General features: G+C 65.8%; 24 protein-coding genes and 1 tRNA gene. 11 read left to right on the forward strand and 14 right to left on the reverse strand.

The features are described from left to right. The 4 genes from OSC30_RS16070 to OSC30_RS16085 form a co-directional block, all read right to left on the reverse strand. The coding region (locus tag OSC30_RS16070) for a hypothetical protein (protein ID WP_267172862.1) at positions 1-217 on the reverse strand (217 nt) is incomplete at its 3' end. Between the two features lie 547 nt (positions 218-764). Next, positions 765-1,013 (reverse strand): DUF7336 domain-containing protein, encoded by a 249-nt coding sequence (locus OSC30_RS16075; protein ID WP_267172863.1) that lies wholly within the window; start codon positions 1,011-1,013, stop codon positions 765-767. A 759-nt stretch (positions 1,014-1,772) separates the two neighbouring features. Beyond that, positions 1,773-2,270 (reverse strand): GNAT family N-acetyltransferase, encoded by a 498-nt coding sequence (locus OSC30_RS16080; protein ID WP_007810608.1) that lies wholly within the window; start codon positions 2,268-2,270, stop codon positions 1,773-1,775. A gap of 502 nt (positions 2,271-2,772) precedes the next feature. Continuing rightward, complete coding sequence (locus tag OSC30_RS16085; protein WP_209622012.1) at positions 2,773-3,033, reverse strand: hypothetical protein; 261 nt, start codon at positions 3,031-3,033, stop codon at positions 2,773-2,775. 1,019 nt (positions 3,034-4,052) lie between these two features. Here OSC30_RS16085 and OSC30_RS16090 point away from each other — a divergent pair. Further along, a complete protein-coding gene (locus OSC30_RS16090; RefSeq protein WP_267172864.1) occupies positions 4,053-5,000 on the forward strand; it encodes an integron integrase in 948 nt (315 codons plus the stop codon). A gap of 202 nt (positions 5,001-5,202) precedes the next feature. Here the strand turns inward: OSC30_RS16090 and mfd are convergent, their stop codons facing one another. The 5 genes from mfd to OSC30_RS16115 form a co-directional block, all read right to left on the reverse strand. Continuing rightward, positions 5,203-8,769 (reverse strand): transcription-repair coupling factor, encoded by a 3,567-nt coding sequence (gene mfd, locus OSC30_RS16095; RefSeq protein WP_267172865.1) that lies wholly within the window; start codon positions 8,767-8,769, stop codon positions 5,203-5,205. Between the two features lie 219 nt (positions 8,770-8,988). Next, positions 8,989-9,591 carry a GNAT family N-acetyltransferase gene (locus tag OSC30_RS16100; protein ID WP_267172883.1) on the reverse strand — a complete coding sequence of 201 codons (603 nt, stop codon included), beginning with the start codon at positions 9,589-9,591 and terminating at the stop codon, positions 8,989-8,991. Between the two features lie 287 nt (positions 9,592-9,878). Continuing rightward, on the reverse strand, positions 9,879-11,261 hold the full coding sequence (locus OSC30_RS16105; RefSeq protein WP_267172866.1) for a PhoH family protein: 1,383 nt from the start codon (positions 11,259-11,261) through the stop codon (positions 9,879-9,881). 127 nt (positions 11,262-11,388) lie between these two features. Beyond that, positions 11,389-11,850, reverse strand: coding sequence for a peroxiredoxin (locus OSC30_RS16110; protein ID WP_267172867.1), 462 nt, complete (start codon positions 11,848-11,850; stop codon positions 11,389-11,391). 258 nt (positions 11,851-12,108) lie between these two features. After that, positions 12,109-12,666: a glycine cleavage system transcriptional repressor gene (locus tag OSC30_RS16115; protein WP_267172868.1), complete on the reverse strand. Its 558-nt coding sequence runs from the start codon at positions 12,664-12,666 to the stop codon at positions 12,109-12,111. A 202-nt stretch (positions 12,667-12,868) separates the two neighbouring features. On the opposite strand from OSC30_RS16115, the gene dapA reads away from it, so the two are divergent. Both dapA and OSC30_RS16125 read left to right on the forward strand, forming a co-directional pair. Next, a complete protein-coding gene (gene dapA, locus OSC30_RS16120; protein WP_267172869.1) occupies positions 12,869-13,762 on the forward strand; it encodes a 4-hydroxy-tetrahydrodipicolinate synthase in 894 nt (297 codons plus the stop codon). 41 nt (positions 13,763-13,803) lie between these two features. After that, positions 13,804-14,382 (forward strand): hypothetical protein, encoded by a 579-nt coding sequence (locus tag OSC30_RS16125; protein WP_267172870.1) that lies wholly within the window; start codon positions 13,804-13,806, stop codon positions 14,380-14,382. A 332-nt stretch (positions 14,383-14,714) separates the two neighbouring features. On the opposite strand, the gene fdxA is transcribed toward OSC30_RS16125, so the two are convergent. Continuing rightward, complete coding sequence (gene fdxA, locus OSC30_RS16130) at positions 14,715-15,038, reverse strand: ferredoxin FdxA (RefSeq protein ID WP_267172871.1); 324 nt, start codon at positions 15,036-15,038, stop codon at positions 14,715-14,717. A 185-nt stretch (positions 15,039-15,223) separates the two neighbouring features. Then, positions 15,224-15,299 (reverse strand) — tRNA-Glu (locus OSC30_RS16135). 179 nt (positions 15,300-15,478) lie between these two features. On the opposite strand from OSC30_RS16135, the gene pcnB reads away from it, so the two are divergent. From pcnB to panC, 4 genes are all read left to right on the forward strand, one after another. Further along, the gene (gene pcnB / locus OSC30_RS16140; RefSeq protein ID WP_267172872.1) at positions 15,479-16,819 is read left to right on the forward strand and encodes a polynucleotide adenylyltransferase PcnB; all 1,341 of its coding nucleotides are present in this window, start codon (positions 15,479-15,481) and stop codon (positions 16,817-16,819) included. A gap of 8 nt (positions 16,820-16,827) precedes the next feature. Beyond that, the gene (folK, locus tag OSC30_RS16145; RefSeq protein WP_267172873.1) at positions 16,828-17,310 is read left to right on the forward strand and encodes a 2-amino-4-hydroxy-6-hydroxymethyldihydropteridine diphosphokinase; all 483 of its coding nucleotides are present in this window, start codon (positions 16,828-16,830) and stop codon (positions 17,308-17,310) included. A gap of 162 nt (positions 17,311-17,472) precedes the next feature. Beyond that, positions 17,473-18,303: a 3-methyl-2-oxobutanoate hydroxymethyltransferase gene (gene panB / locus OSC30_RS16150; RefSeq protein WP_267172874.1), complete on the forward strand. Its 831-nt coding sequence runs from the start codon at positions 17,473-17,475 to the stop codon at positions 18,301-18,303. Positions 18,304-18,319: 16 nt separating this feature from the next. After that, positions 18,320-19,165 carry a pantoate--beta-alanine ligase gene (gene panC, locus OSC30_RS16155; protein WP_267172875.1) on the forward strand — a complete coding sequence of 282 codons (846 nt, stop codon included), beginning with the start codon at positions 18,320-18,322 and terminating at the stop codon, positions 19,163-19,165. A gap of 47 nt (positions 19,166-19,212) precedes the next feature. Here panC and OSC30_RS16160 read toward each other — a convergent pair whose 3' ends face one another. Next, positions 19,213-19,659 carry a DUF2147 domain-containing protein gene (locus OSC30_RS16160; protein WP_267172876.1) on the reverse strand — a complete coding sequence of 149 codons (447 nt, stop codon included), beginning with the start codon at positions 19,657-19,659 and terminating at the stop codon, positions 19,213-19,215. 156 nt (positions 19,660-19,815) lie between these two features. On the opposite strand from OSC30_RS16160, the gene apbC reads away from it, so the two are divergent. The 4 genes from apbC (at position 19,816) to OSC30_RS16180 (ending at position 22,775) form a co-directional block, all read left to right on the forward strand. Beyond that, on the forward strand, positions 19,816-20,910 hold the full coding sequence (apbC, locus tag OSC30_RS16165; protein WP_267172877.1) for an iron-sulfur cluster carrier protein ApbC: 1,095 nt from the start codon (positions 19,816-19,818) through the stop codon (positions 20,908-20,910). Continuing rightward, positions 20,907-21,461: an NADPH-dependent FMN reductase gene (locus OSC30_RS16170; protein WP_267172878.1), complete on the forward strand. Its 555-nt coding sequence runs from the start codon at positions 20,907-20,909 to the stop codon at positions 21,459-21,461. The genes apbC and OSC30_RS16170 overlap by 4 nt, the downstream gene beginning before the upstream one ends. Before the next feature lie 158 nt (positions 21,462-21,619). Continuing rightward, a complete protein-coding gene (gene dcd, locus OSC30_RS16175) occupies positions 21,620-22,186 on the forward strand; it encodes a dCTP deaminase (RefSeq protein ID WP_267172879.1) in 567 nt (188 codons plus the stop codon). A gap of 94 nt (positions 22,187-22,280) precedes the next feature. Beyond that, positions 22,281-22,775 carry a hypothetical protein gene (locus OSC30_RS16180; RefSeq protein ID WP_267172880.1) on the forward strand — a complete coding sequence of 165 codons (495 nt, stop codon included), beginning with the start codon at positions 22,281-22,283 and terminating at the stop codon, positions 22,773-22,775. A 54-nt stretch (positions 22,776-22,829) separates the two neighbouring features. Here the strand turns inward: OSC30_RS16180 and OSC30_RS16185 are convergent, their stop codons facing one another. Continuing rightward, a complete protein-coding gene (locus tag OSC30_RS16185) occupies positions 22,830-23,243 on the reverse strand; it encodes an HIT domain-containing protein (RefSeq protein WP_267172881.1) in 414 nt (137 codons plus the stop codon). Further along, positions 23,240-23,908, reverse strand: coding sequence for a dienelactone hydrolase family protein (locus tag OSC30_RS16190; protein ID WP_267172882.1), 669 nt, complete (start codon positions 23,906-23,908; stop codon positions 23,240-23,242). The genes OSC30_RS16185 and OSC30_RS16190 overlap by 4 nt, the downstream gene beginning before the upstream one ends. Between the last annotated feature and the right edge of the window lie 277 nt (positions 23,909-24,185).

Below are 24,185 nucleotides of genomic sequence, written 5' to 3' on the forward strand. Positions count from 1 at the left end.
CTTTCTGGAGAAGCGTCTCGGCAGGAAGTTCTGAAAGGGCGAGCACGATGGACGGAAGCTCGGGGTATACGAACTGATGAGCAGCAACGCCGCGGAAAATGAGTCGGAAACCGTCTTTGGCCGAGCCAGTACCCGGCGCAAAGGTGAGGACTAGCTCTGCGTTGCGCGAGTCAGCCGAGTAAGCAACGATTTCGCTGTCGTGAACGCCCGGAAACATCGTGTGGCCCCTAACGCCTGAATTAAGCCGCCGACGAACCGCGTAGCGGTTTGGCGGTCGGCTTGAATGAACTGTTAGGCGACACGCCTGCCACCTAATTGATGATAACTGTGTGCATTTCGGCGACCATCTTGCCAGCCCGAAAAAGACCGTAAAACACATCACCGGCAGCAACACCCGTTGGCCCGGTTGTGAGGCAACGCACCTGACGCAATTGATCGTCAGATTGCAGAGCCGCAACCATCGCCTGCCAACTCGCTCGACGCTCTGGATATGGATCGCCTTGCAATCTAGCCGCACGGAGCACTTCCGGCTTCGTCAATGGTACCGAAACGCTGCAACTTGGAACGCCAAAGCGCTTTGCAATGCTCGACAGATCCAGACGCGATGACCGGTCTAGCTTTGGAAATGCGGGTGAACTTGCACACGCCGCAAGGACGAATGAGGTTACAAGTGCGATTGCGAGCGTGCGTAAGTGCATCACGTGGCGCCTAACGCTTGAGTTAAGCGGCGGCGAAGCCGTCCGCCTTGAACGAATTGTTAGACCTTAGACGGTGACATACCCTTGAGTCCAATGATCCTTATCCACTTCGTAGTCATCTAGGTGGAAGCCTTGATCGTCGGAATCGTTGTCTGGGTCGACAATGTTGGGATGATCGCAAAAGCCTGGCTGAAGCTTGAGTCGGCTGATTGCTGCATGAGCCGACTCTATTGAGCTGTATACGCCAAGAAATTTGACGTCCTCGCAGCCACCTGGAAGAACATGTAAATGCTGGAGTACGAAGATGCGCTTCATAAGGTCTAACACCTAAGTTAAGCCGCGCCGCGCAGTGGAGCCAAGCACATGGCAAGCTGTACCTGCCATGTGCTTGGCGTAACGAAGCGGTGTCGGCTTGAACGCATTGTTAGGCCCCGGCCCCAACTGTATGAATGTACAGCTTTTCAGCTTGCGGTCGCACGTCCAGGAAGTACTGAGTGCCGCAACTCCTGCAGGTTGCGGGACGCTCTTCATCGCTCCCACGCTGATTGTCGAGGGCGATCGCTAGAATAGGGTGGCCGCACACCCAGCAGCAGAACGCGAGATTATTGCCGTGAGGGTCAGCTGGGATCTCAGATCCTTTAGTGTCCAGCACGAGGAAGTTGGTGATCTTCATGATGTGCGTCAGCAGGATCTTGAGGATGCCGCAAGCTGGGGCCTAACGCCCGAGTTAAGCGGCGGCGAAGCCGTCCGCCTTGAACGAGTTGTTAGAACTTAGCCGCGCCACTTGGTTACGCGACCTGAGGTTTGCTCCACCAAGAACCAAGCGACGCTCCCCATGAAGCCAAGAATGCAGATGAAGATAGCTGCGAATACCATCATGTAAGCGGCGTGCCAGCCAAGTTTTACACACGCAAAGGCAGCGCCCATGAGTATTGCAGCCACGCCCCAGCAAGCCAGCCCAATGACAAACGCCTTTGGGAGGTGCGCCGGAATTTTTTCTGCGAGCCGTCGAAGCATGGCGAGTTCTAACGCCAGAGTTAAGCGGCGGCGCAGCCGTCCGCCTTGAACGAGCAGTTAGGCCACACTGCGCAGTAGCCGCATTTGCACAGCATCGTAATACACGCCATCGAACCGCATAGCGTGTACCTTGACCGCCTCATGCACGAACCCTGCAGACTCGTAGAGCCGGATAGCACGCTCATTGTCTATGCGCGCCTCCAACTCGACGCGCGTGATGCCCTTGGACCAGGCCTTGGCTATGCAGGCCTGTAGCAGACGCTTGCCGATGCCCCGGCCTCTGTAGCCGGGGAGAACACCCATTCCAAGGAATCCACAGTGGGCGATCGCGTGTGCCCATGCAGGAAAGATGTCTGCCCACCCGACTACCCGCCCTGCTTCCAGTGCGACAAACTGAACTGCATCTGTGGCAACGCTCTCTTGAACAAAGGCACGAACGCGCTCCAGCGGCAGTGCCTCCACCTGTGCAAGATACTTCTTCTCACGTGCGACAGTGTCCAAACAGGCACGGAAGCTCTCGGCCATGTCTTCAGCGATCGGGACGATGGGAACCATGATCATCCTGTGCGGCCTAACGCTGGAGTTAAGCGGCGCGCGGTTTTTCGCGCGTCCGCTTGGACGACGGGTTAGGCCCGCCCGCAGGTTGCACTACACGGATATGCCCTTGGCCCTTCTGACAATATAGCTCGTAACTTTGACCGCCTACAAAGTCGTACGTGATTGTGGGTGGGCCATCTACGTAGATTTGGCCAGCACAGTAAAAGCCGACTTCACGTTTGCCGGGAGCCAAGTGCACAAGCCTGGGATAGCCATTGGGGAAGTAGTAGTTGCCGACGGACACGATGCCCGAGCCCGGCTCAAGAGGCAGGTCTCCAGCGACGTACGAAAGCGAGGCTGCAAGCTCAGTGGCCTCTGGTGACGGGCTGCGCAAGAAACCGGCGCAACCAGACAAGAGCAGGCCGAGCACAACTAGACAGGCAATTGGACGCATAGAGCCTAACGCTGGAGTTAAGCGGCGCGCGGCTTTTTCGCGCGTCCGCTTGGACGAGTGGTTAGGCTATTTGCATTGGACTTCCACGGTTATCTCCGACTCGCTGCTGCCGCGCCATGCGTTGAAGGACATTTGAGTCTTGTTGTTCTCGTTGGAGATGGTGTAACCGTTGGGGCAAAGCTCGTTGGCCTTAGCCACGCAAGCACCTTTGTCGTCGCCGCAGTTCATGAAGTAACGCGATGAGCCGTCGGACGTGTTCATTTTGACTGGATCGACGCCGCAACCGGCCACGAGCACGGCAAGTGCAACTAAAACAATTTTCTTCACGGAGTTCCCCTTACTTGCTGAAATGCGCCGCTTGGATAGCCTAACGCTGGAGGTAAGCGGCGCGCGGCTTTTCGCGCGTCCGCTTGACTGACCTGTTAGGCCACGGGAGCGGCCAGGTATGAATATGCGAGGTTTGCAACTACGGCTCCACGAGCGGATCAGCCGGCGCGTGCGATGCCGCCAGACGCGCTGATTGAACCGCCTTGAGCGCCATGTTTTTTGATGTATAACCCCTGCCGCTCGTTGCAACTGGGACGGCAGATGGCGAGTTGGAAACGATTAGATGCCAGCGCCAAAGATTCCCGTCTTTGAACACCACGAAGCGATCTCCCTTGCCAGTCATCCCTTTCATTGTCCGTTCCCCTGCTGTGGGTGAGGCCTAACGCTGGAGTTAAGCGGCGCGCGGCTTTTCGCGCGTCCGCTTGGACGACTGGTTAGGCTACAACTCGTCGCGGAAGTGCTCGACTGACGACAACTCGCCCCACCAATATTGATTTGTGCCGTTTTCGTGCCACTTACCGAAAAGAAAATACCCATCCTCTGTTTCGTACAGCGTGCACGAGGCGTCATCTTGGTGCGTCTCACCACTTGCCACGCACGTCCACTTGCCAGAATATTTATGTGGGCCAACCTTGTGTAGGGTTCCTGTGTATTGGTACCCAGCGCAAGTAACATCAATAGCCAGCTCATGCTCGCGCAGAATTAGACGACGGACCTCACCTTCGTCAACGTCGGAGTATTCCACCCATGTCAGCTCGCCATCCAGTTTCGTAGTATCCACTTCCTTCCCCTTGAAGCCTAACTTTAAGTAGATTCGAATTTGCCAGATAACCCTGCAGCCTATCTCGGCATCGGCCTACTCTACCGAGGGCAAAAATCTTTCGCGCCACAATAGCTTACGCCGGTTCCTGCAGTCTAATCCTGCGGCCTAATCTGACGACCTTTTGCGGGGTGAACACTTGGCATCCTTTCACGAGGTAGCGGGATCGGCAAGCGCAGTGCAGGACGGGCGGCCGCGGTTGCTCGATCAGGTACGTGGACGAGTGCGTCGGTTGGGGATGGCGCGACGCACGGAGGAGGCATACGTCGGTTGGATACGGCGGTTCATACTGGCGAACGGCAAACGCCACCCCGCCGAGATGGGAGCGCCCGAGATCGAGCACTTCCTCACGCGCTTGGCGGTGGACGGCGGGGTCTCGGCTTCTACACAGAATCAGGCGCTTTCTGCGTTGCTCTTCCTGTACCGGCAGGTGCTTGGCGTGGAACTGCCTTGGCTGGACGGGATCGAGCGGGCAAAGAAGCCGCAGCGCTTGCCGGTGGTGCTGACGCGGGCGGAGGTGGCAGCGCTGTTGGGTGAGCTCTCCGGGACTGCATGGTTGATGGCCAGTCTGCTCTATGGATCCGGGCTTCGATTGATGGAGTGCGTTCGGCTTCGCGTCAAGGATCTGGACTTCTCGCGTGCCGAATTGATCGTACGGCAGGGCAAGGGCGGCAAGGATCGACTCACGATGCTTCCCCGGTCGCTCGCCGGTCCCTTGCAGGCCCAGCTTTCAGAAGCTTCGCGTATCCATCAGAGGGATCTGGAGGCCGGCTTTGGACGGGTATGGTTGCCCGATGCGTTGGCAAGCAAGTATCCCAACGCGTCTGCCGATTGGGGGTGGCAGTATGTATTTCCTGCGTCGGTGCGCAGTTGCGACCCGCGCGGAGGGATCGAGCGGCGCCATCATCTGGACGAGTCAACGCTGCAGCGGGCCGTGAAGCGCGCGCGCGTGCGGGCCGGGTTGGTCAAGCCGGCTACCTGCCATACGTTGCGCCATTCGTTCGCCACCCACTTGCTGGAGGCCGGTTATGACCTGCGGACGATCCAGGAGCTGCTCGGGCACAAGGATGTGGCGACCACGCAGATCTATACGCATGTATTGAACCGGGGCGGGAAGGGCGTGTTGAGTCCGCTGGATCGGGCCTAGCGTCGAAACGTGCGCCCGATCTTCCCGGGAGCGGCCCTCAGCCGGCAGCCCTTCCGGGAACTGCAAGGCAGGGCGCAAGCTGTAGCAAGCGAGGCCGCTCACTGGGCTCCCCGCAGAACGCGGAAGGAAGCCGCGCCAGGTTGTCCAAGAGGAACCCTCCGCTCCGGTCCCGGCCCGGAGCGCTAAGGCGTGGCCAAGCGGGCTAGGCGGGGCGACGGGCGCCGAGCTGGACGAGCACTTCCTGCGTGGCGCGGATGCGTTCGGCGACGCCGGGAAGGTCGAGGGTGATCTTGAGCTTGTCCTGGCCGTCGAGCTTGTAAACACGGGGCTGGCTCTGGATCAGGCGGATGATCGCCATGGGCTCGATGTCCGGCTTGTCGCGGAAGGTGATGCGGCCATTGCTGGCGCCGATGTCCAGTTTGCGGATGCCCAGCGGCGTGGCCATCAGTTTCAGGCTGGATAGGGCGAACAGCGTCCTGGTCGGCTCGGGCAGCAGGCCGAAGCGGTCGATCATTTCCACTTGCAGGTCGCGCAACTGATCCTCGTTCCTGGCGCTGGCGATGCGCTTGTAGAGGGTCAGGCGGGTGTGCACGTCGGGCAGGTAGTCGTCCGGGATCAGCGCGGGCAAATGCAGCTCGACTTCCGTTTCGTGCTCGGAAGAGAGGTCGAAATCGGGCACCTTGCCGGATTTCAATGCACGTACGGCGCGGTCGAGCAGTTCGGTGTAGAGGCCGAAGCCGATCTCCTGGATCTGGCCGGACTGCTCTTCGCCCAGCAGTTCGCCGGCGCCGCGGATTTCCAGGTCGTGGGTGGCGAGGGTGAAACCGGCGCCCAGTTCCTCCAGCGAGGCAAGCGCTTCGAGACGCTTCTCGGCATCGGCGGTGATCGCCTTGCGGTCGGGCACGATCAGGTAGGCATAGGCACGGTGGTGCGAGCGCCCGACGCGGCCGCGCAACTGGTGCAACTGGGCCAGGCCGAAGCGGTCGGCGCGGTCGATGATGATGGTGTTGGCGGTCGGGATGTCGATGCCGGTTTCGATGATCGTGGTGCACACCAGCACGTTGAAGCGCTGGCGGTGAAAGTCGGCCATCACGCGCTCGAGCTCGCGCTCGGGCATCTGGCCGTGGGCGACGCCGATGCGCGCCTCGGGTATGAGTTCCTCCAGCTCGCGCGCGGTGCGCTCGATGGTCTGCACCTCGTTGTGCAGGAAGTAGACCTGGCCGCCGCGCGAGAGCTCGCGCTGGAAGGCCTCGCGGATGGTCGCCGGATCCCACGCGCTGATGAAGGTGCGCACCGCCATGCGGTGGGCCGGCGGGGTGGTGATCAGCGACAGGTCGCGCAGGCCCGCCATGGCCATGTTGAGCGTGCGCGGGATGGGCGTGGCGGTCATGGTGAGCAGGTCGACTTCGGCGCGCAGCTTTTTCAGCTTTTCCTTCTGGCGCACGCCGAATCGCTGCTCCTCGTCGACCACGACCAGGCCCAGGTTCCTGAACTTGATGTCCGGCTGCAGCAGCTTGTGGGTGCCGACGATCACGTCGATCTGGCCGTCGGCGAGGCGCTTCAGCGCGTCGTTGACCTCTTTGGTGGATTTGAAGCGCGAGAGCACGTCCACTTTCACCGGCCAGTCGGCGAAGCGGTCGGCGAAATTGCGGTAGTGCTGCTGGGCGAGCAGGGTGGTGGGCACCAGCACCGCCACCTGTTTTCCGGCGGTGGCTGCGGCGAAGGCGGCGCGTAAGGCCACTTCGGTCTTGCCGAAGCCGACGTCGCCGCAGATCACGCGATCCATCGCACGCGGCGCCGCGAGATCCTTGATGACCGCGTCGATGGCCTGTTCCTGGTCGGGCGTTTCCTCGAACGGGAAGGTGGCGCCGAAGGCCTCGACCATGCCGCGGTCGATGTCGATCGACTCGCCACCGCGCGCTTCGCGCTGGGCGTAGATGGCGAGCAACTCGGCGGCCACGTCGCGAACCTTCTCGGCGGCCTTCTTGCGCGCGCGTTCCCAGGCGTCGCCGCCAAGCGAATGCAGCGGCGCGAGTTCCGGCGCGGTGCCGGAATAGCGGCTGACCAGCCCCAACTGCGCCACTGGCACGTACAGCTTGTCGCCCTTGGCGTATTCGATGACCAGGAACTCGCCTTCCATGCCGCCCAGTTCCATCGACACCAGGCCCTGGTAGCGGCCGACGCCATGGTCGACGTGCACGATCGGTGCACCGACGGAAAGCTCGGTGAGGTCGCGGATGATCGCGTCCGGATCGCGCGCGGCGCCGCGGCGGCGCTTGCGATCGGTGCGGACGCGCTCGCCGTAGAGCTCGCGTTCGGTGAGGACCGTAATCGTGGGCTGCTTGAGGGCGAAGCCCTGCTCCAGCGATGCCACCGTGATGGCAAAGCGCGGCATGGCCGCCTCTCCTTCGGCAACGTCAGGGGAGGGGGGTGGCGAGACGGAGAGACTGTTGTCTTTGGCAGGCGGAACCAGAGGTCCCCCTGCCTGTGCCGGGAGAGAGGAAGCAGATGCGGGCTTGCCGAGGAACGCAGACCAGCCGCCCACGTTCTGCGGCTTGAGACCGGCGGCGGCGAGTGTCTCGGCCAGTGCTTCACGGCGGCCCGCCGAATCGGCGGCGACCAGCACGCGGCCGCGATAACTTTCCAGGAAATGCCGCAGCGAAGTGCCGGGCTCCTCGCCCTTGCGGTTCAACGGCACCTCGGGCGCTGGCAGCGTTCCGGAGTCGATGCTGTGTTCGTGCCCGGAGGGCACCACTTCCACGCGCAGCCGCTTGTTCAGCTGTTCGCGCAACTGTTCGGGCGAGAGGTACAACTCGGCCGGCGGCAGCACCGGGCGCTCGATGTCGTGGGCGCGCTGGTCGTAGCGTTCGGCGGTGTTCGTCCAGAACTGGTCCGACGCCTCGCCGGCGCCCTCGCCCAGCACGAACAAGGCGCCGTCGCCCAGGTAGTCGAACAGCGTGGCGGTCTGCTTGAAGAACAGCGGCAGGTAGTACTCGATGCCGCCGGGCGTCACGCCTTCCTTCATGTCCTGGTAGAGCGGGCAGCGGCGGATGTCGATGGGGAAACGTTCGCGCAGGTGGTTGCGGAAGTCCCTGGCGGCTCCCTCGGTGAGCGGGAACTCGCGCGCCGGCAGCAGTTCGACCTTCTCGACCGGCTGCTGCGAGCGCTGGGTTTCCGGATCGAAGCTGCGAATCGAATCGACCTCGTCGTCGAACAGCTCGATGCGGTAAGGCTCGGCCGTGCCCATCGGGAAGATGTCGATCAATGCGCCGCGCACGGCGTAGTCGCCCGGTTCGGCCACCTGCGGCACGTGGCGGTAGCCGGCCGCCTCCAGACGGCGCTGCTCGGCGGCCATGTCCAGCTTCTGGCCCTTGGCCAGCATCAGGCCCGAGCCGGTGATGTGCGAGCGCGGGGCGATGCGCTGCATCAGCGTGGCCACCGGCACCACCAGCACGCCGCGTTTTACCGATGGCAGGCGATAAAGCGTGGCGATGCGCTGGGAGACGATCTCCGGATGCGGGCTGAAGATGTCGTAGGGCAGCGTTTCCCAATCAGGAAAATGCAGCACTGGCAGGTCGCCGGCAAAGATGCGCAGCTCGTCCTCCAGCGCCGAGGCGCGCTGGGTGTCGCGGGTGACCGCCACCAGCAGGCCGGCGTGGTCGCGCGCGGCCTCGGCGATCAGCAGGGCGCGCGAGGAACCGTGGGGAGGGGTCCAGAAGCGGCGTTGCCTGGGAGTGGTGGGGAGCGGCGGATGGGAAATCTGGGGCATGGGCTGCGCTTGTCGCGCCGGGGAAATCGCGGCGGAAAGCGGGGGAGTTTACCGCGGACGGTTGCCGGGCTCCGTAGGAGATCGCTTGCGGGCTATGCCTTGCTCCGGTCACGCGAGAGCATCGCCCACAAGTGGGCTCCTACAAGGGATCGAGCCGACGGGTAATTCGAGGTTGCCACGAGGGGCGAGATGTCCGCGACCTGTCGGCTTCGAGTGGCTTCAGAGGCGCAGCGTGATCTGCGCCACGCCAGGTTCGTCCGGCATCATGCGCGAGGTGAAGCCCAGTTCGTTGCACAGGCGCAGCATCGGGCGGTTTTCCACCAGCACGTAGCCCCACAACTCCGCCAGGCCACGCTCGCGGCAGGTGGCGACCAGCCGATGCATCAGCTCCGCGCCCAGGCCCAGGCGGGTCCAGTCGCGCTCGACCAGCACCGAGAATTCGGCGTTGTCGGCCGCTTCGTCGATGAAGATGCGGCCCACGCCGCGCAGTTCGGCCGGTGTTACGGCGTTGTCGACCAGCACGTAGGCCGCCTCGATCGCCGGATCGATATGGCACAGGCGCTGTGCCATCGGTTCGGGCAACTCGGTCAGCGAGTGCAGGAACCGGCGGCGGATGTCTTCGGCCGGCAGCCGCTTGAAGCAGCGGCGCAGTGCAGCGACGTCGCCAGGCTCGATCGAGCGCAGGTGCAGTGTCCGGCCATCGCGCGTGGTGACCGGCTCGCCGGTGGCCGGCACGGCCTCGCGGCGCGCGAAACGCTGGTGGCTTGGCGGGGGCAATGGTGCGTTGCGGATAGGACTGGCGAAGTCGACGGCGGGTTGGATAGTCATGTCCATACTCTAGCGTATTGTTTGCGCCGCAGCATGAGCCGGTCGCGCAAGGAGGGCGCCGTTATGCCCCACGCGCTGCGCAGCCGGCGTGAACAGGCTGGCGGGTGGGTGGCAGGTGGCTTGCGGCGCTGCCGCAGACGGATGCCGGGCCTTTTTGTAGGAGCGCACCCCTGTGCGCGATCGCGGGGCCGCGATCAGCCGCGCAGCCGCGTCCGGCACCGCGGTCGCGCGCAGGGTGCGCTCCTACAAGGATCGGCGGGCCGGAGTGGCCCGCCCCAGGATCAAAGCGCCTCGGAAGCGAAATCGGCCAGCCGCGAGCGCTCGCCCCGTCGCAGCGTGATGTGCGCCGAGTGCTCCCAGTCCTTGAAGCGGTCCACGGCGTAGGTCAGGCCGGAAGTGGTTTCAGTCAGGTAGGGCGTATCGATCTGTTCCACGTTGCCCAGGCAGACGATCTTGGTGCCTGGACCGGCACGGGTGATCAGCGTCTTCATCTGCTTGGGGCTCAGGTTCTGCGCCTCGTCGATGATGAGGTAGCGGGACAGGAAGGTGCGCCCGCGCATGAAGTTGAGCGAGCGGATCTTGATGCGCGAGGCGAGCAGGTCGTTGGTGGCCTGGCGTCCCCAGGAGCCGCCTTCCTCGGGATTGGCGAGCACCTCCAGGTTGTCGGTGAGCGCGCCCATCCACGGCGTCATCTTTTCTTCCTCGGTGCCGGGCAGGAAGCCGATGTCCTCGCCGACCGAGACCGTCGCGCGGGTCATGATGATCTCGCGATAGCGCTGCTGGTCCATCACCTGAGCCAGGCCGGCAGCCAGTGCCAGCAGGGTCTTGCCGGTGCCGGCGGTGCCGAGCAGGGTGACGAAATCGATGTCCGGGTCCATCAGCACGTTGAGCGCGAAGTTCTGCTCGCGGTTGCGCGCGGCGATGCCCCACACGCTGTGGCTGGGATGGCTGTGGTCGTCCAGCAGCACCAGCGTGGCCTGGTTCTCGTCCACCTGCAGCACGCGCAGCTCGACGCTGTTGTCGCCGGGAAGGAACAGGCACTGGTTCGGGTACCAGTCCTCGTCCTCGCGGCGGTCCAGTTTGTAGAAGGTGCGGCCGCGCTCGGTCCAGGACTGCACTTCCGGGTGGTGCTCCCAGAAATCCTCGGCCAGTTCGTTCGAGCCGGTGTAGAGCAGGGCGAAGTCGTCCAGCGCGCGGTCGTTTTCGTAGTCTTCCGCATCGATGCCGTAGATCTTGGCCTTGATGCGCAGGTTGATGTCCTTGGTAACCAGGATCACCGGACGGTCCGGGTTCTGCTCACGCAGTTCGAGCACGGCCGCCAGGATCAGGTTGTCGGCCTTGCCGTGGCCGTTGGCCGAGGTGCGCTGCTGGAAGTACAGGCGGCCCACCGCGCCGCCCCGCTTGAGGCTCACGCCCTCCGGGTTGGACAGCTCCAGACCATTGCTGATGCCGTGGCCGTTGCCGCGTACGATCAACTCGTTGAGGAACCGGCTGACCTGGCGGCCGTTGCGCGAGACTTCCGAGGCGCCCTTCTTCTTTTCGTCCAGTTCCTCCAGCACCGTCATCGGAATGAAGACGTCGTGTTCCTCGAAGCGGAACAGCGAGGTCGGGTCGTGCAGCAGCACGTTGGTGTCGAGCGCGTAGATTCGCTTGCTTCCGGTCATGCGGAAGTTGCCTCGCTTGGGTCGGACCAAAGAAAAGCGGCCCGGACCCTGGTTGCTGGGGTCACAGGCCGCCGGAGAGCACGGCTGCGCGCCATGCGAAGGGAATGCTCGGAGATGCCGGAGGGCTTCACTTGGTGGGGATGGCGTCCAGTACGGCCTGGGCATGCCCGGGGACTTTCACGCCGCGCCATTCCTGCGCGAGATGGCCCTTGGGATCGATCAGGAAGGTGCTGCGCACGATGCCCATGTGGGTCTTGCCGTAGAGCACCTTCTCGTGGATCACGTCGAAGGCCTTGCACCAGCTTTCGTCGGTGTCGGCGATCAACGGGAAGGGCAGGGCCTGCTTGTCGGCGAAGTTGGCGTGCGAGGTGACCGAGTCGCGCGACACGCCGATGATGTCCGCGTTGCGCTTGCGGAAGTCATCGTAGAGGTCGCGGAAATCCTGTGCTTCGGTAGTGCAGCCGGGCGTGGAATCCTTCGGGTAGAAGTACACCACCACCCAGCGGCCTTCGAACTCGGAAAGCTCCAGTTCGGTGTCGTCGCCGGTGGTGCCGATCAGGGGGGGAAGGGGTTTGCCGATGTCGGGCATGGGGTCTCCGCGAGGTCGGAAAGCAGGCGCACCGTGCGCCTTCGGGCGAAGACTAGCGCGCCGCGGTGACATGCAACAGGGTTGCCGGCGCAGCCTCTACGCGCGATGCTGGGAGCTTGCGCCAGCCTCCCGTAGGGGCCCGTTTGTGGGCGATGCTTTTGCCGCGATGCTCATCGGGTAAGGCATCGCCCACAAGTGGGCTCCTACAGGCCTGTGGATGCACATCGGAAAGGCATCGCCCCCACAGCAGGGCGGGCGTCAGAACTTGACCGGATCCATGATCGCGTCGAGGTTCAGCCCGTCGCACAGCTCCAGGAAATCGTCCCGCAGCGTCGCCAGGTGGATCTGCGAGGGAATGCCGATGGTGATCTGCGCCTGGAACATCTCCGCGCCGGTCTGCATGGCCTGGTAGCGCATCGAGCTCAGCTGTTCCACGCGGATGTCGTGGCGGCTGAAGAACTCCACCACCTTCACCAGGATGCCGGGGCGGTCGGCCGCCACCACTTCGACCAGGTAGGGCAGCAGCGTGCCGTTGTGCTCGCGTGCGCCGGTGCGGTAGTACGCCAGGCGCAGTTCCTCGTCGCGGCCGAGCTTGGCCAGCGCGGTTTCCAGCTTGGCGATCGCGTCCCAAGCGCCGGCGGCCAGCATCAACACCGACGTGTCGTTGCCGATGGTCGAGACGCGGGCGTCGGAAAGGCTGCAGCCGGCATCGGCGATGCGCTTGGTCAGCGTGAGCAACGGCGCGCGCGACGCTGGCGTCAGCGTGTGGATCAACAATTGGTTGTCGGCGCCGGCGCGCGCGGAAGGACGGTTCAAGAGAGGCTACCTGTAGGGATCCCGCAAGGCGGACAAGGGGAACCCGATCAGCTTACCCGGGATGTCCCCCGAATCGTAGGGCGGGGCGTCAGCCCCCCATGGGGCTGGCGGTGGACTGGAGCCCACCCTACGGGGTCGTCCCTTCCCCTGTGCACGGGCCGCCGGTACCATCCCTTGCTTGCCTTCAAGCCGGAATCGCGTCTTGGATATTCGTGGAAGCATCTGCGCGCTGGTGACGCCGTTTGCCGCCGATGGCTCGCTGGACCTGCCGGCGTTCGCGCGGCTGCTGGACCAGCAGCTTGCGGGAGGTACGCAGGCGCTGGTGGTCGCCGGTTCCACCGGCGAGGCGCACATGCTCGAGCAGGACGAATTCGAGCGCCTGCTGGCCTTCGCGGTAGACCACGTCGGCGGCCGCGTGCCGGTGATCGCCGGTACCGGCGAGGCCGGCACCGCGCGTACCGTGGCGCAGACCCGCCGCGCCGCCGCGCTGGGCGCCGACGCGGCGCTGGTGGTGGCCCCTTATTATGTGCGCCCGACCCAGGAAGGCTTGCGCCGGCACTTCCTGGAAGTGGCCGAACACGGCGGTTTGCCGGTGGTGCTCTACAACGTGCCCACGCGCACCGGCTGCGACCTGCTGCCGGAGACCGTGGCGCAGCTCCGGGAGCATCCGGCGATCCTGGGCGTCAAGGAGGCGGTCGCCACGGGCGAACGCATTGGCGCGCTTGCGGAACTTGCGCGCGCCGATTTCGTCTATCTGTCCGGCGACGACGGCACTGCCGGCAAGGCCATGCTGGCCGGCGCCGCCGGTACTGTATCGGTGGTGGCCAACCTGGTGCCGCAGGCGTTCCGCGCGTTGTGCGACGCGGCCACGGCGGGCGACCAGGCGGCTACCGGATGCGCGCACGACCGGCTCGATCCGCTGGTGCAGGCGCTCAACTGCGCGCCCAACCCGATCGCGGTGAAGGCCATGCTGCCGGCGTTGGGACTCGGTTCGGCGTGTCCGCGGCTGCCGCTGCTCGAACTTCCCGACGGTCCGGATCGTGCGCGCCTGCGCGAAGCCCTGGCCGCTCTGGCATCCTTGGCGGCCGTCGCCTGATCCTCCGGCCGCTGTTTGATCCTTATTCGGAAACACACTCCATGAAGAAAACCTCGCTCGTCGTCGCCCTGCCGGTCCTGCTGCTCAGCGGCCTGCTGCTTTCCGGTTGCGGCATGCTCCGTTCGCACAAGGCCTGGGAAACCGCGCGCCAGGAGTCTCCGCTGGAGATCCCGCCGGGCCTGGACACGCCGCCGGCAAGCGATGCGCTGGTGATCCCGCCGCCGGGCGCGAACAACCCGACCGCCGCGGGTGTCACCGCCGACGTCGGTGGCGCCGGTGGCGTCATCGCCGACGGCTTCGTGCTGTCCGACAGTGCCGACAACACCTATCGTCGGGTCGGCGAGGCGCTGGCCGGCGTGGGGCAGGTCACCGCACGCGACGATGCCGCGCATACCTACACGGTGAACGTGGCCGCGAAGCCGGCCAAGAAGCGCGGTTTCTTTGGCCGCCTGTTCCACCGCAACGGCAAGGGCGACGCCGCTACGGCCGGCAAAGCCTCCCGCCAGGTGCAGGTCACCGTCACCGCCAGCGGCGGCAACGCCAGCGAAGTGCGCGCGCAAGGCCAGGCTACCGCGGTGGCCAAGGTGGTCGATACGCTGAAGGCCAAGCTCGGCGGTTGATCGCCGGAGGCCTGTTTGTTCCAGACGCCGCCTCCGGGCGGCGTTTGTTTTGAGCTGCGGCCGACCCCTTCGACTTCGGCGCTGCAGGCCCACGCTCAGGCGACAGGGCACAAGGAACCGGCAAGCCGTAGGGTGGGCTTCAGCCCACCATGCCTCGACGCAAGAGGAAGGTGGGCTGAAGCCCACCCTACGAGATTGAGCCGACCGGGCAAGATGAACCGTTCGCGTTGAGCGTAGCCCGCAGGGCGAAGTCGAAACGCTCGCCGCCATGCCGCCCAAGCCGCAAACGACAGCGCCGCCCGAAGGCGGCGTCGCATGACTTGGCGGGACGCTCAGCGCTCCAGCAGCTTGAGCTTGTCCGGCTTGCCTTCCCATTCCTTGGCGTCCGGCAACCCGTCCTTGCGCTCGGTGATCACCGGCCAGTCTCGCGACAGCTCGGCATTGAGCGCCACGTACGCCTCCTGTCCGGCGGGCACGTCGTCTTCCGGGTAGATCGCGTTGATCGGGCACTCCGGCTCGCACAGGGTGCAGTCGATGCACTCGTCCGGATTGATCACCAGGAAGTTCGGGCCTTCGTGAAACGCATCGACCGGGCAGACCTCGACGCAATCGGTGTACTTGCACTTGATGCAGTTGTCGGTGACGACAAAGGTCATGGTGGGCTTCAGTCGGCTGTAGAGAAGTGCCCCCGGTCAGCCTGCTCGAAAAACCCCGACCGAAGCGCTGCTCTTTGTGAAGAGTGCGGCCATGGATGGCCGCTTCTAATCTAGCCGATGGCTGAAGACCATGGGTTACCGAGGCCCGACCAGATAACGGCAATCATGGACGATTGCAAAAACAGTGGCGCTCCCTACGAGGTTCGAACTCGTGTTCCCGCCTTGAGAGGGCGGTGTCCTAGGCCACTAGACGAAGGGAGCGCAGAGCTGCGAGGCGCGCTAGTATAGCGGAATTGTTTCGCCCGGCAATGCCTCGTGAAGAGTCTTCGCGCTGCCGTCCGGAACACACCGGCGGCATCCATTGCCGCGCGGACGGACGCTGCGCATTGCGCCGCGATTGTTGCATCGGCGCCAGTCGCGCCGCCAAGGATCCAGACCGCTTGAACCCAGAAGCAAGGACTTCCGACACGCCCGTGCCCGCGATCATTCCCCGCGAGCGGCACGTGATCTCCCGCAAGAACATCAGCAAGGCCGCGTTGCGCGTCCTCTACCGCCTGCATGACGCCGGCTACGACGCGTTCCTGGTCGGCGGCGCCGTGCGCGACCTGCTGCTCGGCGGCCATCCCAAGGATTTCGACGTGGCCACCAACGCCACGCCGGACGAGGTCAAGAAGCTGTTCCGCAACTGCCGCCTGATCGGCCGACGCTTCCGCCTGGCGCACGTGGTGTTCGGGCCGGAGATCATCGAAGTGGCCACCTTCCGCGGCACTGGCGAGGTCGAGGGCGCCGCCGGTGACCGCCACATCGTCGACGGGCTGATCGTGCGCGACAACGTGTGGGGCACGATCGAGGAGGACGCGGTGCGTCGCGACTTCCGCGTCAACGCGCTGTACTACGACATCAGCGATTTCTCGGTGCGCGACTACGTCGGCGGCATGCAGGACGTGGAGAACCGCGAGCTGCACCTGATCGGCGACCCGGTCACGCGTTACCGCGAAGATCCGGTGCGCATGCTGCGCGCCGCGCGGCTCGCCGCCAAGCTCGGATTCACCATCGACCCGAAGGCGTCCGCGCCGTTCGAGGAGCTCGGTCCGCTGCTGTGCGACGCCGCGCCGGCGCGGCTGTTCGACGAATCGCTGAAGATGTTTCTGGCCGGCAACGGGCTCAAGAGTTTCCGCATGCTCGAACAGTGCGGGCTGCTGAAATTCCTGTTTCCGGCCACCGCACGCGCGCTCAGGCGCGGCGACGAGGCGCTGCGTTCGCTGGTCGAGCAGGGTCTGGCCAACACCGACCAGCGCATCGCCGAAGGCAAGTCGGTGACGCCGGCGTTCCTGTTCGCGGTGCTGCTGTGGGGTGAGGTGCGCGACCTGGCGCACGGCTGGATAGCCAAGGGCATGGACGTCAACGAGGCCTGGTCGGGCGCCGCCGCACATGTGGTGGGCGAGCAGTGCCAGCGGGTGGCGATCCCTCGCCGGTTCACCCTCACCATGGACGAGATCTGGTCGCTGCAGCCGCGCTTCGAGCAGATCCAGCGCAAGCGCGTGTTCCGGCTGATGGCGCATCCGCGCTTCCGCGCCGCGTTCGATTTCCTGTTGCTGCGCGCGGACGAATCGCCGGCGATGCGCGAGCTCGGCCAGTGGTGGGCGCACGCACAGCAATTGCCGCAGGACGTGCTGGCGGCCGCGTTGCCGGCCAGCGCGGCGGCGTCCGCCGGGCCGAGCGCCGCGCCGCCGCGCAAGCGTCGCCGGCGCAAGCCCTCGGGCAAGTCCGGTTCGGCCTGATCCGTCCCATGGCACGGGCCTTCGTCGCGCTGGGTGGCAACCTGGGCGACACGCACGCGATCCTGCGCCAGGCATTCGAAGCCCTGGCCGCGCTGCCACGGACGCGCCTGGTGGCGCAGTCGCGGCTTTACCGCACGCCGCCATGGGGCGTGCGCGAGCAGCCGCCGTTCCTCAATGCCGCGGTCGAGCTGGAAACCGCGATGGCCCCGCATGAGCTGCTGGATGCGCTGCTTGGCATCGAGCGCGCAGCCGGCCGCGTACGCGACGGCGAGCGTTGGGGGCCGCGCACGCTGGATCTGGACCTGTTGCACATGGATGGCGTGGTGCTGCACGACGAGCAACTGACGCTGCCGCATCCGCGCATTGCCGGGCGTGCGTTCGTCTTGTTGCCGCTGGCCGACCTCGCGCCGCACCTCGAACTGCCCGGGCAGGGCCGGGTGGACGCGCTGTTGGCCACCACCGACACCTCCGGCTGCACCGCGCAACCGTAGGGTGGGCTTGAGCCCACCGTCATGCTGGCCTGAAGGTCACTCGCAGCAACGCGGCCTAGGTGCGGTGGGCTGAAGCCCACCCTACTGTCTCCAGGGTCCGCGCTTGGCCTGCGCGACCGGGGGGCCGATAATCGCCAGTTCGCCTCACCTCAAGGAACTGCCGTGTACGTGGACAACGCCAGCGTTCCCGCCCGCAAGCCGGTCACCGTGCCGGGGCTGCGCGCGATGAAGGCGCAGGGGCGCAAGATCACCATGCTGACCGCCTATGACGCCAGCTTCGCCTGGCAGCTCGAGGCCGCGGGCGTGGACGTGGCGCTGGTCGGCGATTCGCTGGGCATGGTGGTGCAGGGCCACCGCAGCACGCTGCCGGTGACGCTGGAAGACATGGTCTACCACACCCGCGCCGTGGCTCGCGGGCTGACCGCCACGTTGCTGGTCGCCGACCTGCCGTTCATGGCCGACCGCGACGTGACGCACACGCTGGAAGCGGCCGCTCGCCTGGTCGGCGAGGCGGGTGCGGCCGCGGTGAAGCTCGAAGGCGCCGCGCCCCACATCCTCGACGCCATCGCCACGCTCACCGCGCGCGCCGTGCCGGTGTGCGCGCATTTGGGCCTCACGCCGCAGTCGGTGCACAAGTTCGGTGGCTTCCGCATCCAGGGACGCGAGCAGGAGGCGGCTGATCGCGTCGTGGCAGAGGCGCTGGCGGTGCAGTCCGCCGGCGCCGATCTGCTGGTGATCGAAGGCGTGCCCAGCACGCTCGGCGAGCGGATCGCGCGTGCCGTGGAGATCCCGGTGATCGGCATTGGCGCCGGCCCGCATTGCGACGGGCAGGTACTGGTGATCTACGACCTGCTGGGCCTCACGCCAGGCAAACGCCCCAAGTTCAGCAAGGATTTCCTCGCGGGCCGCGATTCTGTCGCCGCGGCGATTGCCGCCTTCGCCGAGGACGTGCGCAACGGCGCCTTCCCCGCGCCGGAGCACTGTTTCGACTGAACCTCGGGAAGCGACCATGCAGATTGTGCAAGACGCCGCCGGTTTGCGCGCAACCATCCGCGGTTGGCGGATCCAGGGCCAGACGGTGGGTTTCGTGCCCACCATGGGCAACCTGCACGAGGGCCATCACTCGCTGATCAAGCTGGCGCGCGCGCGTGCCGACCGGGTGGTGGCGAGCGTGTTCGTCAATCCCACCCAGTTCGGCCCGGGCGAGGATTTCGAGCGTTACCCGCGCACCCTGGCGCAGGACCAGGCCGGGCTCGCCGAGATGGGTTGCGACCTGCTGTTCGCGCCGGACCCGGCAACCATCTACCCGTTCGGCGCCGCGCAGAGCGTCAGCGTGCACGTGCCTGGCCTTACCTGCACGCTGGAAGGCGCGCATCGTCCGGGCCATTTCGATGGCGTGGCCACCGTGGTGTGCAAGCTGTTCAACCTGGTGCAGCCGGACGTGGCCGTGTTCGGCCAGAAGGATTTCCAGCAGCTGAAGGTGATCGAGCGGATGGTGCGCGACCTGGCGCTACCGCTGAAGGTGGTCGCCGCGCCGACCCTGCGCGCCGCCGACGGCCTGGCGCTCAGTTCGCGCAACCAGTACCTGTCAGCCGAGGAACGCGCGCTGGCGCCGCAGATCCACCAGACCCTGCTGAAAATGCACGAGTTGCTGGACAAGGGGCACGCGCGGAAGGTGATTGAGCAGGTGGCGGCCTCGACACTGGAGCGGGCCGGCTTCCAGCCCGACTATGCGGTGATCCGCCGCGCGGAAGACCTGGCCGAGCCGGCCGACGACGAAACCAGGGGCCTGGTGGCGCTGATCGCCGCGCGGCTGGGCAACACGCGGCTGATCGACAACCTGCCGTTCGATTGAGTCGCCCCGTAGGGCGGGCTTCAGCCCACCCTACGGGGTGTGGTGCCTTATTCCTGCCGCTCCCACACTTGGCTGCGGCCGAGCAGCGCGAAGCCGATGTAACCGTGCACGTCGAGCTTCTGCCCGCCCTCGAGCATGCGCAGCTTGACCTTGTAGGTCTTGCCGTTCTTGGGATCGAGGATCTTGCCGCCGTCCCACACGTCGTCGTCGCGGGTGACGCCCCACAGGATGGTCATGCCTTCGATCGGCTGGTTCTTGCGCTCGCCGTCGCACTCGTGGCACAGCGGATGGGGGCCTTCGTCCGACTTCAATACTTTCAGCACCTTGCCCTGCAACTCGCCGTTCTCTTCGGTGATCTGCACGATGGACTTGGCCTGGCCGGTCTTGTCGTCGATCGTCTTCCAGGTACCCACCGGGGTGTCGTTGGCGGCATAGACGGCGGCGCTGCCGAGCAGCAGGCCGGTGAACAACGCCAGACGGAACAGTTGCTTCATGGTTGCCCTCCCGTACGAAAGCGTACGGTGCGAGCGTGACGAGCCGCCGCGGGGCCGTCAAGCTGCGTTGCGCAACGCCTCGTGGCTGACCTGCATCAGGCGCCGGGAACAGCCCGGCTGGCATAATCGACGACCCATGACCTGATGCATGACTCCATGACCGAACTCAACGAAACGCGCGTGCGCCAGCTTCTCGGCGGGCTGATCGACCCGCATACCGGCGCCCCCCTCGCCGACGCCGTGCGCGCTGTGGGCGTCGACGGCGCGCGGGTGTCGGTGGATATCCAGTTGGGTTATCCGGCCGCCTCGGTGATCGAGGACCTGAGCGCGCGAGCGCGCCAGGCGCTGGAGGCCGATCCGGCCATCGAGGCGGCGAGCGTGTCGATGGCCAGCCGCATCCAGCCGCACAAAGTGCAGGGCGTGCTGGCGCCGCTGCCCAACGTCAAGAACATCATCGTGGTGGCGTCGGGCAAGGGCGGCGTGGGCAAGTCCACCGTCTCGGCCAACCTGGCGCTGGCCCTGCAGGCCGAGGGCGCGCGGGTGGGCGTGCTGGACGCGGACATCTACGGGCCCAGCCAGCCGCGCATGCTCGGCATCGAGGGCAAGCCGCAGTCGCCCGACGGCAAAAGCATCGTGCCGATGCAGGCGCATGGGCTGCAGGCGATGTCGATCGGCTTCCTGGTGGACCCGGAAACGCCGATGATCTGGCGCGGCCCGATGGTCACCCAGGCGATGATGCAGCTGCTCAACGACACCCGCTGGGACATGCTCGACTACCTGGTGATCGACCTGCCGCCGGGCACCGGCGACATCCAGCTCACGCTCTCGCAGAAGGTGCCGGTGGCCGGCGCGGTGATCGTCACCACGCCGCAGGACATCGCGCTGCTCGATGCGATCAAGGCCTTGAAGATGTTCGAGAAGGTGGAGGTGCCGGTGCTCGGCCTGGTCGAGAACATGTCCACCCACGTCTGCTCCAACTGCGGCCACGAGGAGGCCATCTTCGGTACCGGCGGCGGCGCGCACATGGCCGACAAATACGCCGTCCCGCACCTGGGTTCGCTGCCGCTGGACATCCGCATCCGCGAGCAGGCCGATGGCGGCACGCCCACCGTCGCGGCGATGCCCGAGTCGGACCTGGCCGCGCGCTACCGCGAGATTGCCCGCAACGCCGCTGGCCGGCTGTCGCGCCAGCCGCGCAACAAGTCGCTGGGCCTGGGCAAGATCGTGGTGCAGAACGCGCCCTCCGCGTGAGTGCTGTCACCCGGCGGGTGCTGTGCCTTTCGGGGAGCCTGCGCGGGCATTCGGCCAATACGGCAGCCCTGCAGGCGGCGCAGGCGCTCGCGCCGGCCGCCCTCGAACTGGTGTTGTACCCGGGCATGGGCGAGCTGCCGCTTTTCAATCCGGATGATGAGGTGGTGGCGGTGCCGCCCGCCGCGCGCGCCCTGCGCGAGGCGGTGGGGCAGGCCGACGCATTGCTGATCGCCTGCCCCGAATACGCCCACGGCGTGCCCGGGGCGTTCAAGAACCTGCTCGACTGGCTGGTCGGCAGCCTGGAGTTTCCCGGCAAGCCGGTGGCGCTGCTCAACGCCTCCGGGCGCGGCTCGCATCATGCGCAGGCGGCGTTGGTGGAGATCCTCACGACCATGTCGGCGCGCGTGCTGGGCGGGGCCTGCAGCACCGTGGACCTGCCGGGCGCGGGCTGTAGCCGCGAGGACGTGCTGGCCAGCCCCGAGCGATGCGCCGAGCTGCGCGCGCTGCTGGCGGCGCTCGATCACGCGCTCGCCGCCGACCTGCGATCGTAGGGTGGGCTTCAGCCCACCGGCCCGGTTTCGGCGGGATGACGCTGGTGGGCTGAAGCCCACCCTACGCCCTCGCCGCGTGGGCGGCTGGCGCCTTCGCGGCCTGCCGTGTATTTTCCCCGCTTTGTGCCCGGTCGCCCGGGCCACCGATGGAGCGCCGCGTGAGCATCAAGTCCGACAAGTGGATCCGCCGCATGGCCGAGCAGCACGGCATGATCGAGCCGTTCGAGCCGGGCCAGGTGAAAGTGCGCGAGGGCAACAAGCTGGTGTCCTACGGCACCTCCAGCTACGGCTACGACGTGCGCTGCGCGCGCGAGTTCAAGATCTTCACCAACATCAACTCGACGATCGTCGACCCGAAGGCCTTCGACCCGGAAAGCTTCGTCGATGTGCAGGCGGACGTGTGCATCATCCCGCCCAATTCCTTCGCGCTGGCGCGTACGGTCGAGTACTTCCGCATCCCGCGCAAGGTCCTCACCATATGCCTGGGCAAGAGCACCTACGCGCGCTGCGGCATCATCGTCAACGTCACGCCGCTCGAGCCCGAGTGGGAGGGGCACGTGACGCTCGAATTTTCCAACACCACGCCGCTGCCGGCCAAGATCTATGCCAATGAAGGCGTGGCGCAGATGCTGTTTCTCGAATCGGACGAGGAATGCGAAACCAGTTACAAAGACCGCGGCGGCAAGTACCAGGGCCAGCAGGGTGTGACCCTGCCGCGCACCTGAGCATCCGCATGCATGGCGTCGGCCGGGGACGGCCGATGTCCCCCGCGTGGCGCTAAACTGCGCCGGTTCCCAAGGTTCGACCCAGGAGATCCCCATGATCCGCTTTTCGACGATGTTCCAACGCGCTGGCGCCGCGCTCCTGCTGGGAGGGCTGCTGGTCCTGGGGGGCTGCCACAGCGGCAGCGTCAAGGAACAGGCCGCCATCGCCAAGGCGCAGAACGAATTCGACACCACCGTCGAGGCCTACAAGGGTGGCCAGTTTTTGGTCGACGGCGCGGTGCTTTCGGCGCTCGATACCGGCAGCCACTTCGCGTACCTGAAGGACGTCGGCAAGTTGCCCGCGACCGTGCTGCTGGTGCGCAGCGACGATTCGAAGATCCGCAAGGCGCACTTGCAGTTCATGGCGCGCATGGTGCTCGATTACGGGTTTGCCGTTTATTACGAGGACGACGGCGAGCTGAAGAAGATCAACCCGGTCGAGACCAAGGCGCGCGCGCTGGAGGACTACCACGCGCCGGTCAAGATGAACGACGAGATAAAGAACCGCGATGCCAGCCGCGGCTACGACTCGCCCCAGCAGCAGCACTGAGGCGCGAGACGGCATCGGAAAGGGGAGGCATGGTCCTCCCCTTTTTCGTTCGCGTTATTCGGCCAGGGCAGTGCGCAGCCGACCGGCCAGCGCCTCGCGCGCCGTCGCGTCGTAGGGCTCGGCCCGACCATGACCCCAGACCGGCCCCGGCCATGCGGCGTCGCCTTCACGCCGTGCCACCATGTGCACGTGCAGCTGGCGCACGATGTTGCCCAGCGCGCCCAGGTTGAGCTTGTCGCACGGCGCCACTGCCTTCAGCGCGGCGCCGGCCCGGTCGACCTCATGCCACAGCAGCGTGCGCTCGGCGGGCGTCAGGTCGGAGATCTCGACCAGCCCCGCGCGCTGCGGCACCAGCACCAGCCAGGGAAAGCGGGCATCGTCCATCAGCCGCAGTTCGCACAGCACGAGCCGGGCGACCGGGTGCGTGTCGGCCGCCAGGCGCGGATCGAGCAGGAAACCGGTGTTCATGCGCCCGCCAGTTCCTTGTCGAAGAACGCCAGCGTGCGCTGCCAGGCGAGCCGGGCGCTGGCCTCGTCGTAGTGCGCGTCCTTGTCGCGGTTGAAGGCGTGCCCCGCCGGGTACGTGTAGACGTCCATCTGCGGCAGCCGCTCACGGTGTTTGTCCACCGCTTCGGGCGGGATGCTCCGGTCGCGTTCGCCGAAATGGAACATCACCGGCGCCTTGGGCTTCTCGCCCAGGAACGGCAGGTTGCGCGCGCCGTAGTAGCTCACCGAGGGCAGCCCCAGCCGCAAGGCCGAAAGCAGCGCCACCGTGCCGCCCCAGCAGTAGCCGACGGTGCCGATCCTGCCGGCCGAGCCGATCGCCTCGGCGGCGCTGGCAACGTCCTCCACCGCGCGTTCCAGCCCGAGCTCGGTGATGAGCGACTTGCCGCGCTGCATGCCGGCGTCGTCGTAGGGGAGTTCGGCGCCGGTTTCCAGATGATCGAAGAAGGCCGGGGCAATGGCCGTGTAACCGACCGCGGCGAAGCGGTCGGCCATCTCGCGGATGTGCGCGGTGACCCCGAAGATCTCCTGGATCACCACCACGCCGCCCTTGGGCTTGCCTTGCGCCCTGGCCAGGTAGCCGCCGATGCACTGCGTGCCGCTGGTGGGGATGTTGATCGATTGGCCCATGGGAGTCTCCTGCGGCGGGATGGGGTGGTCGGGTATCGCTCGATTGTATCGGTCAGCGAATGGTGGGCAGGGAACAGAGAATGTGAAGGACGCACGGCATGCCCGCTCTCCGTAGGGTGGGCTTCAGTCCACCGGCGCCGATGCTGGCACGGTGGGCTGAAGCCCACCCTATGTATGGACTCGCCTCCACGGTCAACCCCCGTTTGCTGTCAAGAACGACCGGCTGCGTCTATGTATGAGGCCTCGTCGAGGTGGTCGCAGGGACCACGGGCCGGCA

Source organism: Frateuria hangzhouensis (assembly GCF_026410505.1).
In the GTDB taxonomy this organism is placed as follows: Bacteria; Pseudomonadota; Gammaproteobacteria; order Xanthomonadales; family Rhodanobacteraceae; genus Frateuria_A; species Frateuria_A hangzhouensis.

Excerpts from the sequence above, each read along its gene's own strand:
- fdxA (WP_267172871.1), bottom strand. The coding sequence starts at position 15,038 with ATGACCTTTGTCGTCACCGACAACTGCATCAAGTGCAAGTACACCGAT.
- OSC30_RS16160 (WP_267172876.1), bottom strand. The coding sequence starts at position 19,659 with ATGAAGCAACTGTTCCGTCTGGCGTTGTTCACCGGCCTGCTGCTCGGC.
- apbC (WP_267172877.1), top strand. The coding sequence starts at position 19,816 with ATGACCGAACTCAACGAAACGCGCGTGCGCCAGCTTCTCGGCGGGCTG.
- OSC30_RS16080 (WP_007810608.1), bottom strand. The coding sequence starts at position 2,270 with ATGGTTCCCATCGTCCCGATCGCTGAAGACATGGCCGAGAGCTTCCGT.
- OSC30_RS16185 (WP_267172881.1), bottom strand. The coding sequence starts at position 23,243 with ATGAACACCGGTTTCCTGCTCGATCCGCGCCTGGCGGCCGACACGCAC.
- mfd (WP_267172865.1), bottom strand. The coding sequence starts at position 8,769 with ATGCCCCAGATTTCCCATCCGCCGCTCCCCACCACTCCCAGGCAACGC.
- OSC30_RS16180 (WP_267172880.1), top strand. The coding sequence starts at position 22,281 with ATGATCCGCTTTTCGACGATGTTCCAACGCGCTGGCGCCGCGCTCCTG.
- panC (WP_267172875.1), top strand. The coding sequence starts at position 18,320 with ATGCAGATTGTGCAAGACGCCGCCGGTTTGCGCGCAACCATCCGCGGT.
- OSC30_RS16125 (WP_267172870.1), top strand. The coding sequence starts at position 13,804 with ATGAAGAAAACCTCGCTCGTCGTCGCCCTGCCGGTCCTGCTGCTCAGC.
- OSC30_RS16075 (WP_267172863.1), bottom strand. The coding sequence starts at position 1,013 with ATGAAGCGCATCTTCGTACTCCAGCATTTACATGTTCTTCCAGGTGGC.
- folK (WP_267172873.1), top strand. The coding sequence starts at position 16,828 with ATGGCACGGGCCTTCGTCGCGCTGGGTGGCAACCTGGGCGACACGCAC.
- OSC30_RS16110 (WP_267172867.1), bottom strand. The coding sequence starts at position 11,850 with ATGCCCGACATCGGCAAACCCCTTCCCCCCCTGATCGGCACCACCGGC.
- OSC30_RS16190 (WP_267172882.1), bottom strand. The coding sequence starts at position 23,908 with ATGGGCCAATCGATCAACATCCCCACCAGCGGCACGCAGTGCATCGGC.
- OSC30_RS16105 (WP_267172866.1), bottom strand. The coding sequence starts at position 11,261 with ATGACCGGAAGCAAGCGAATCTACGCGCTCGACACCAACGTGCTGCTG.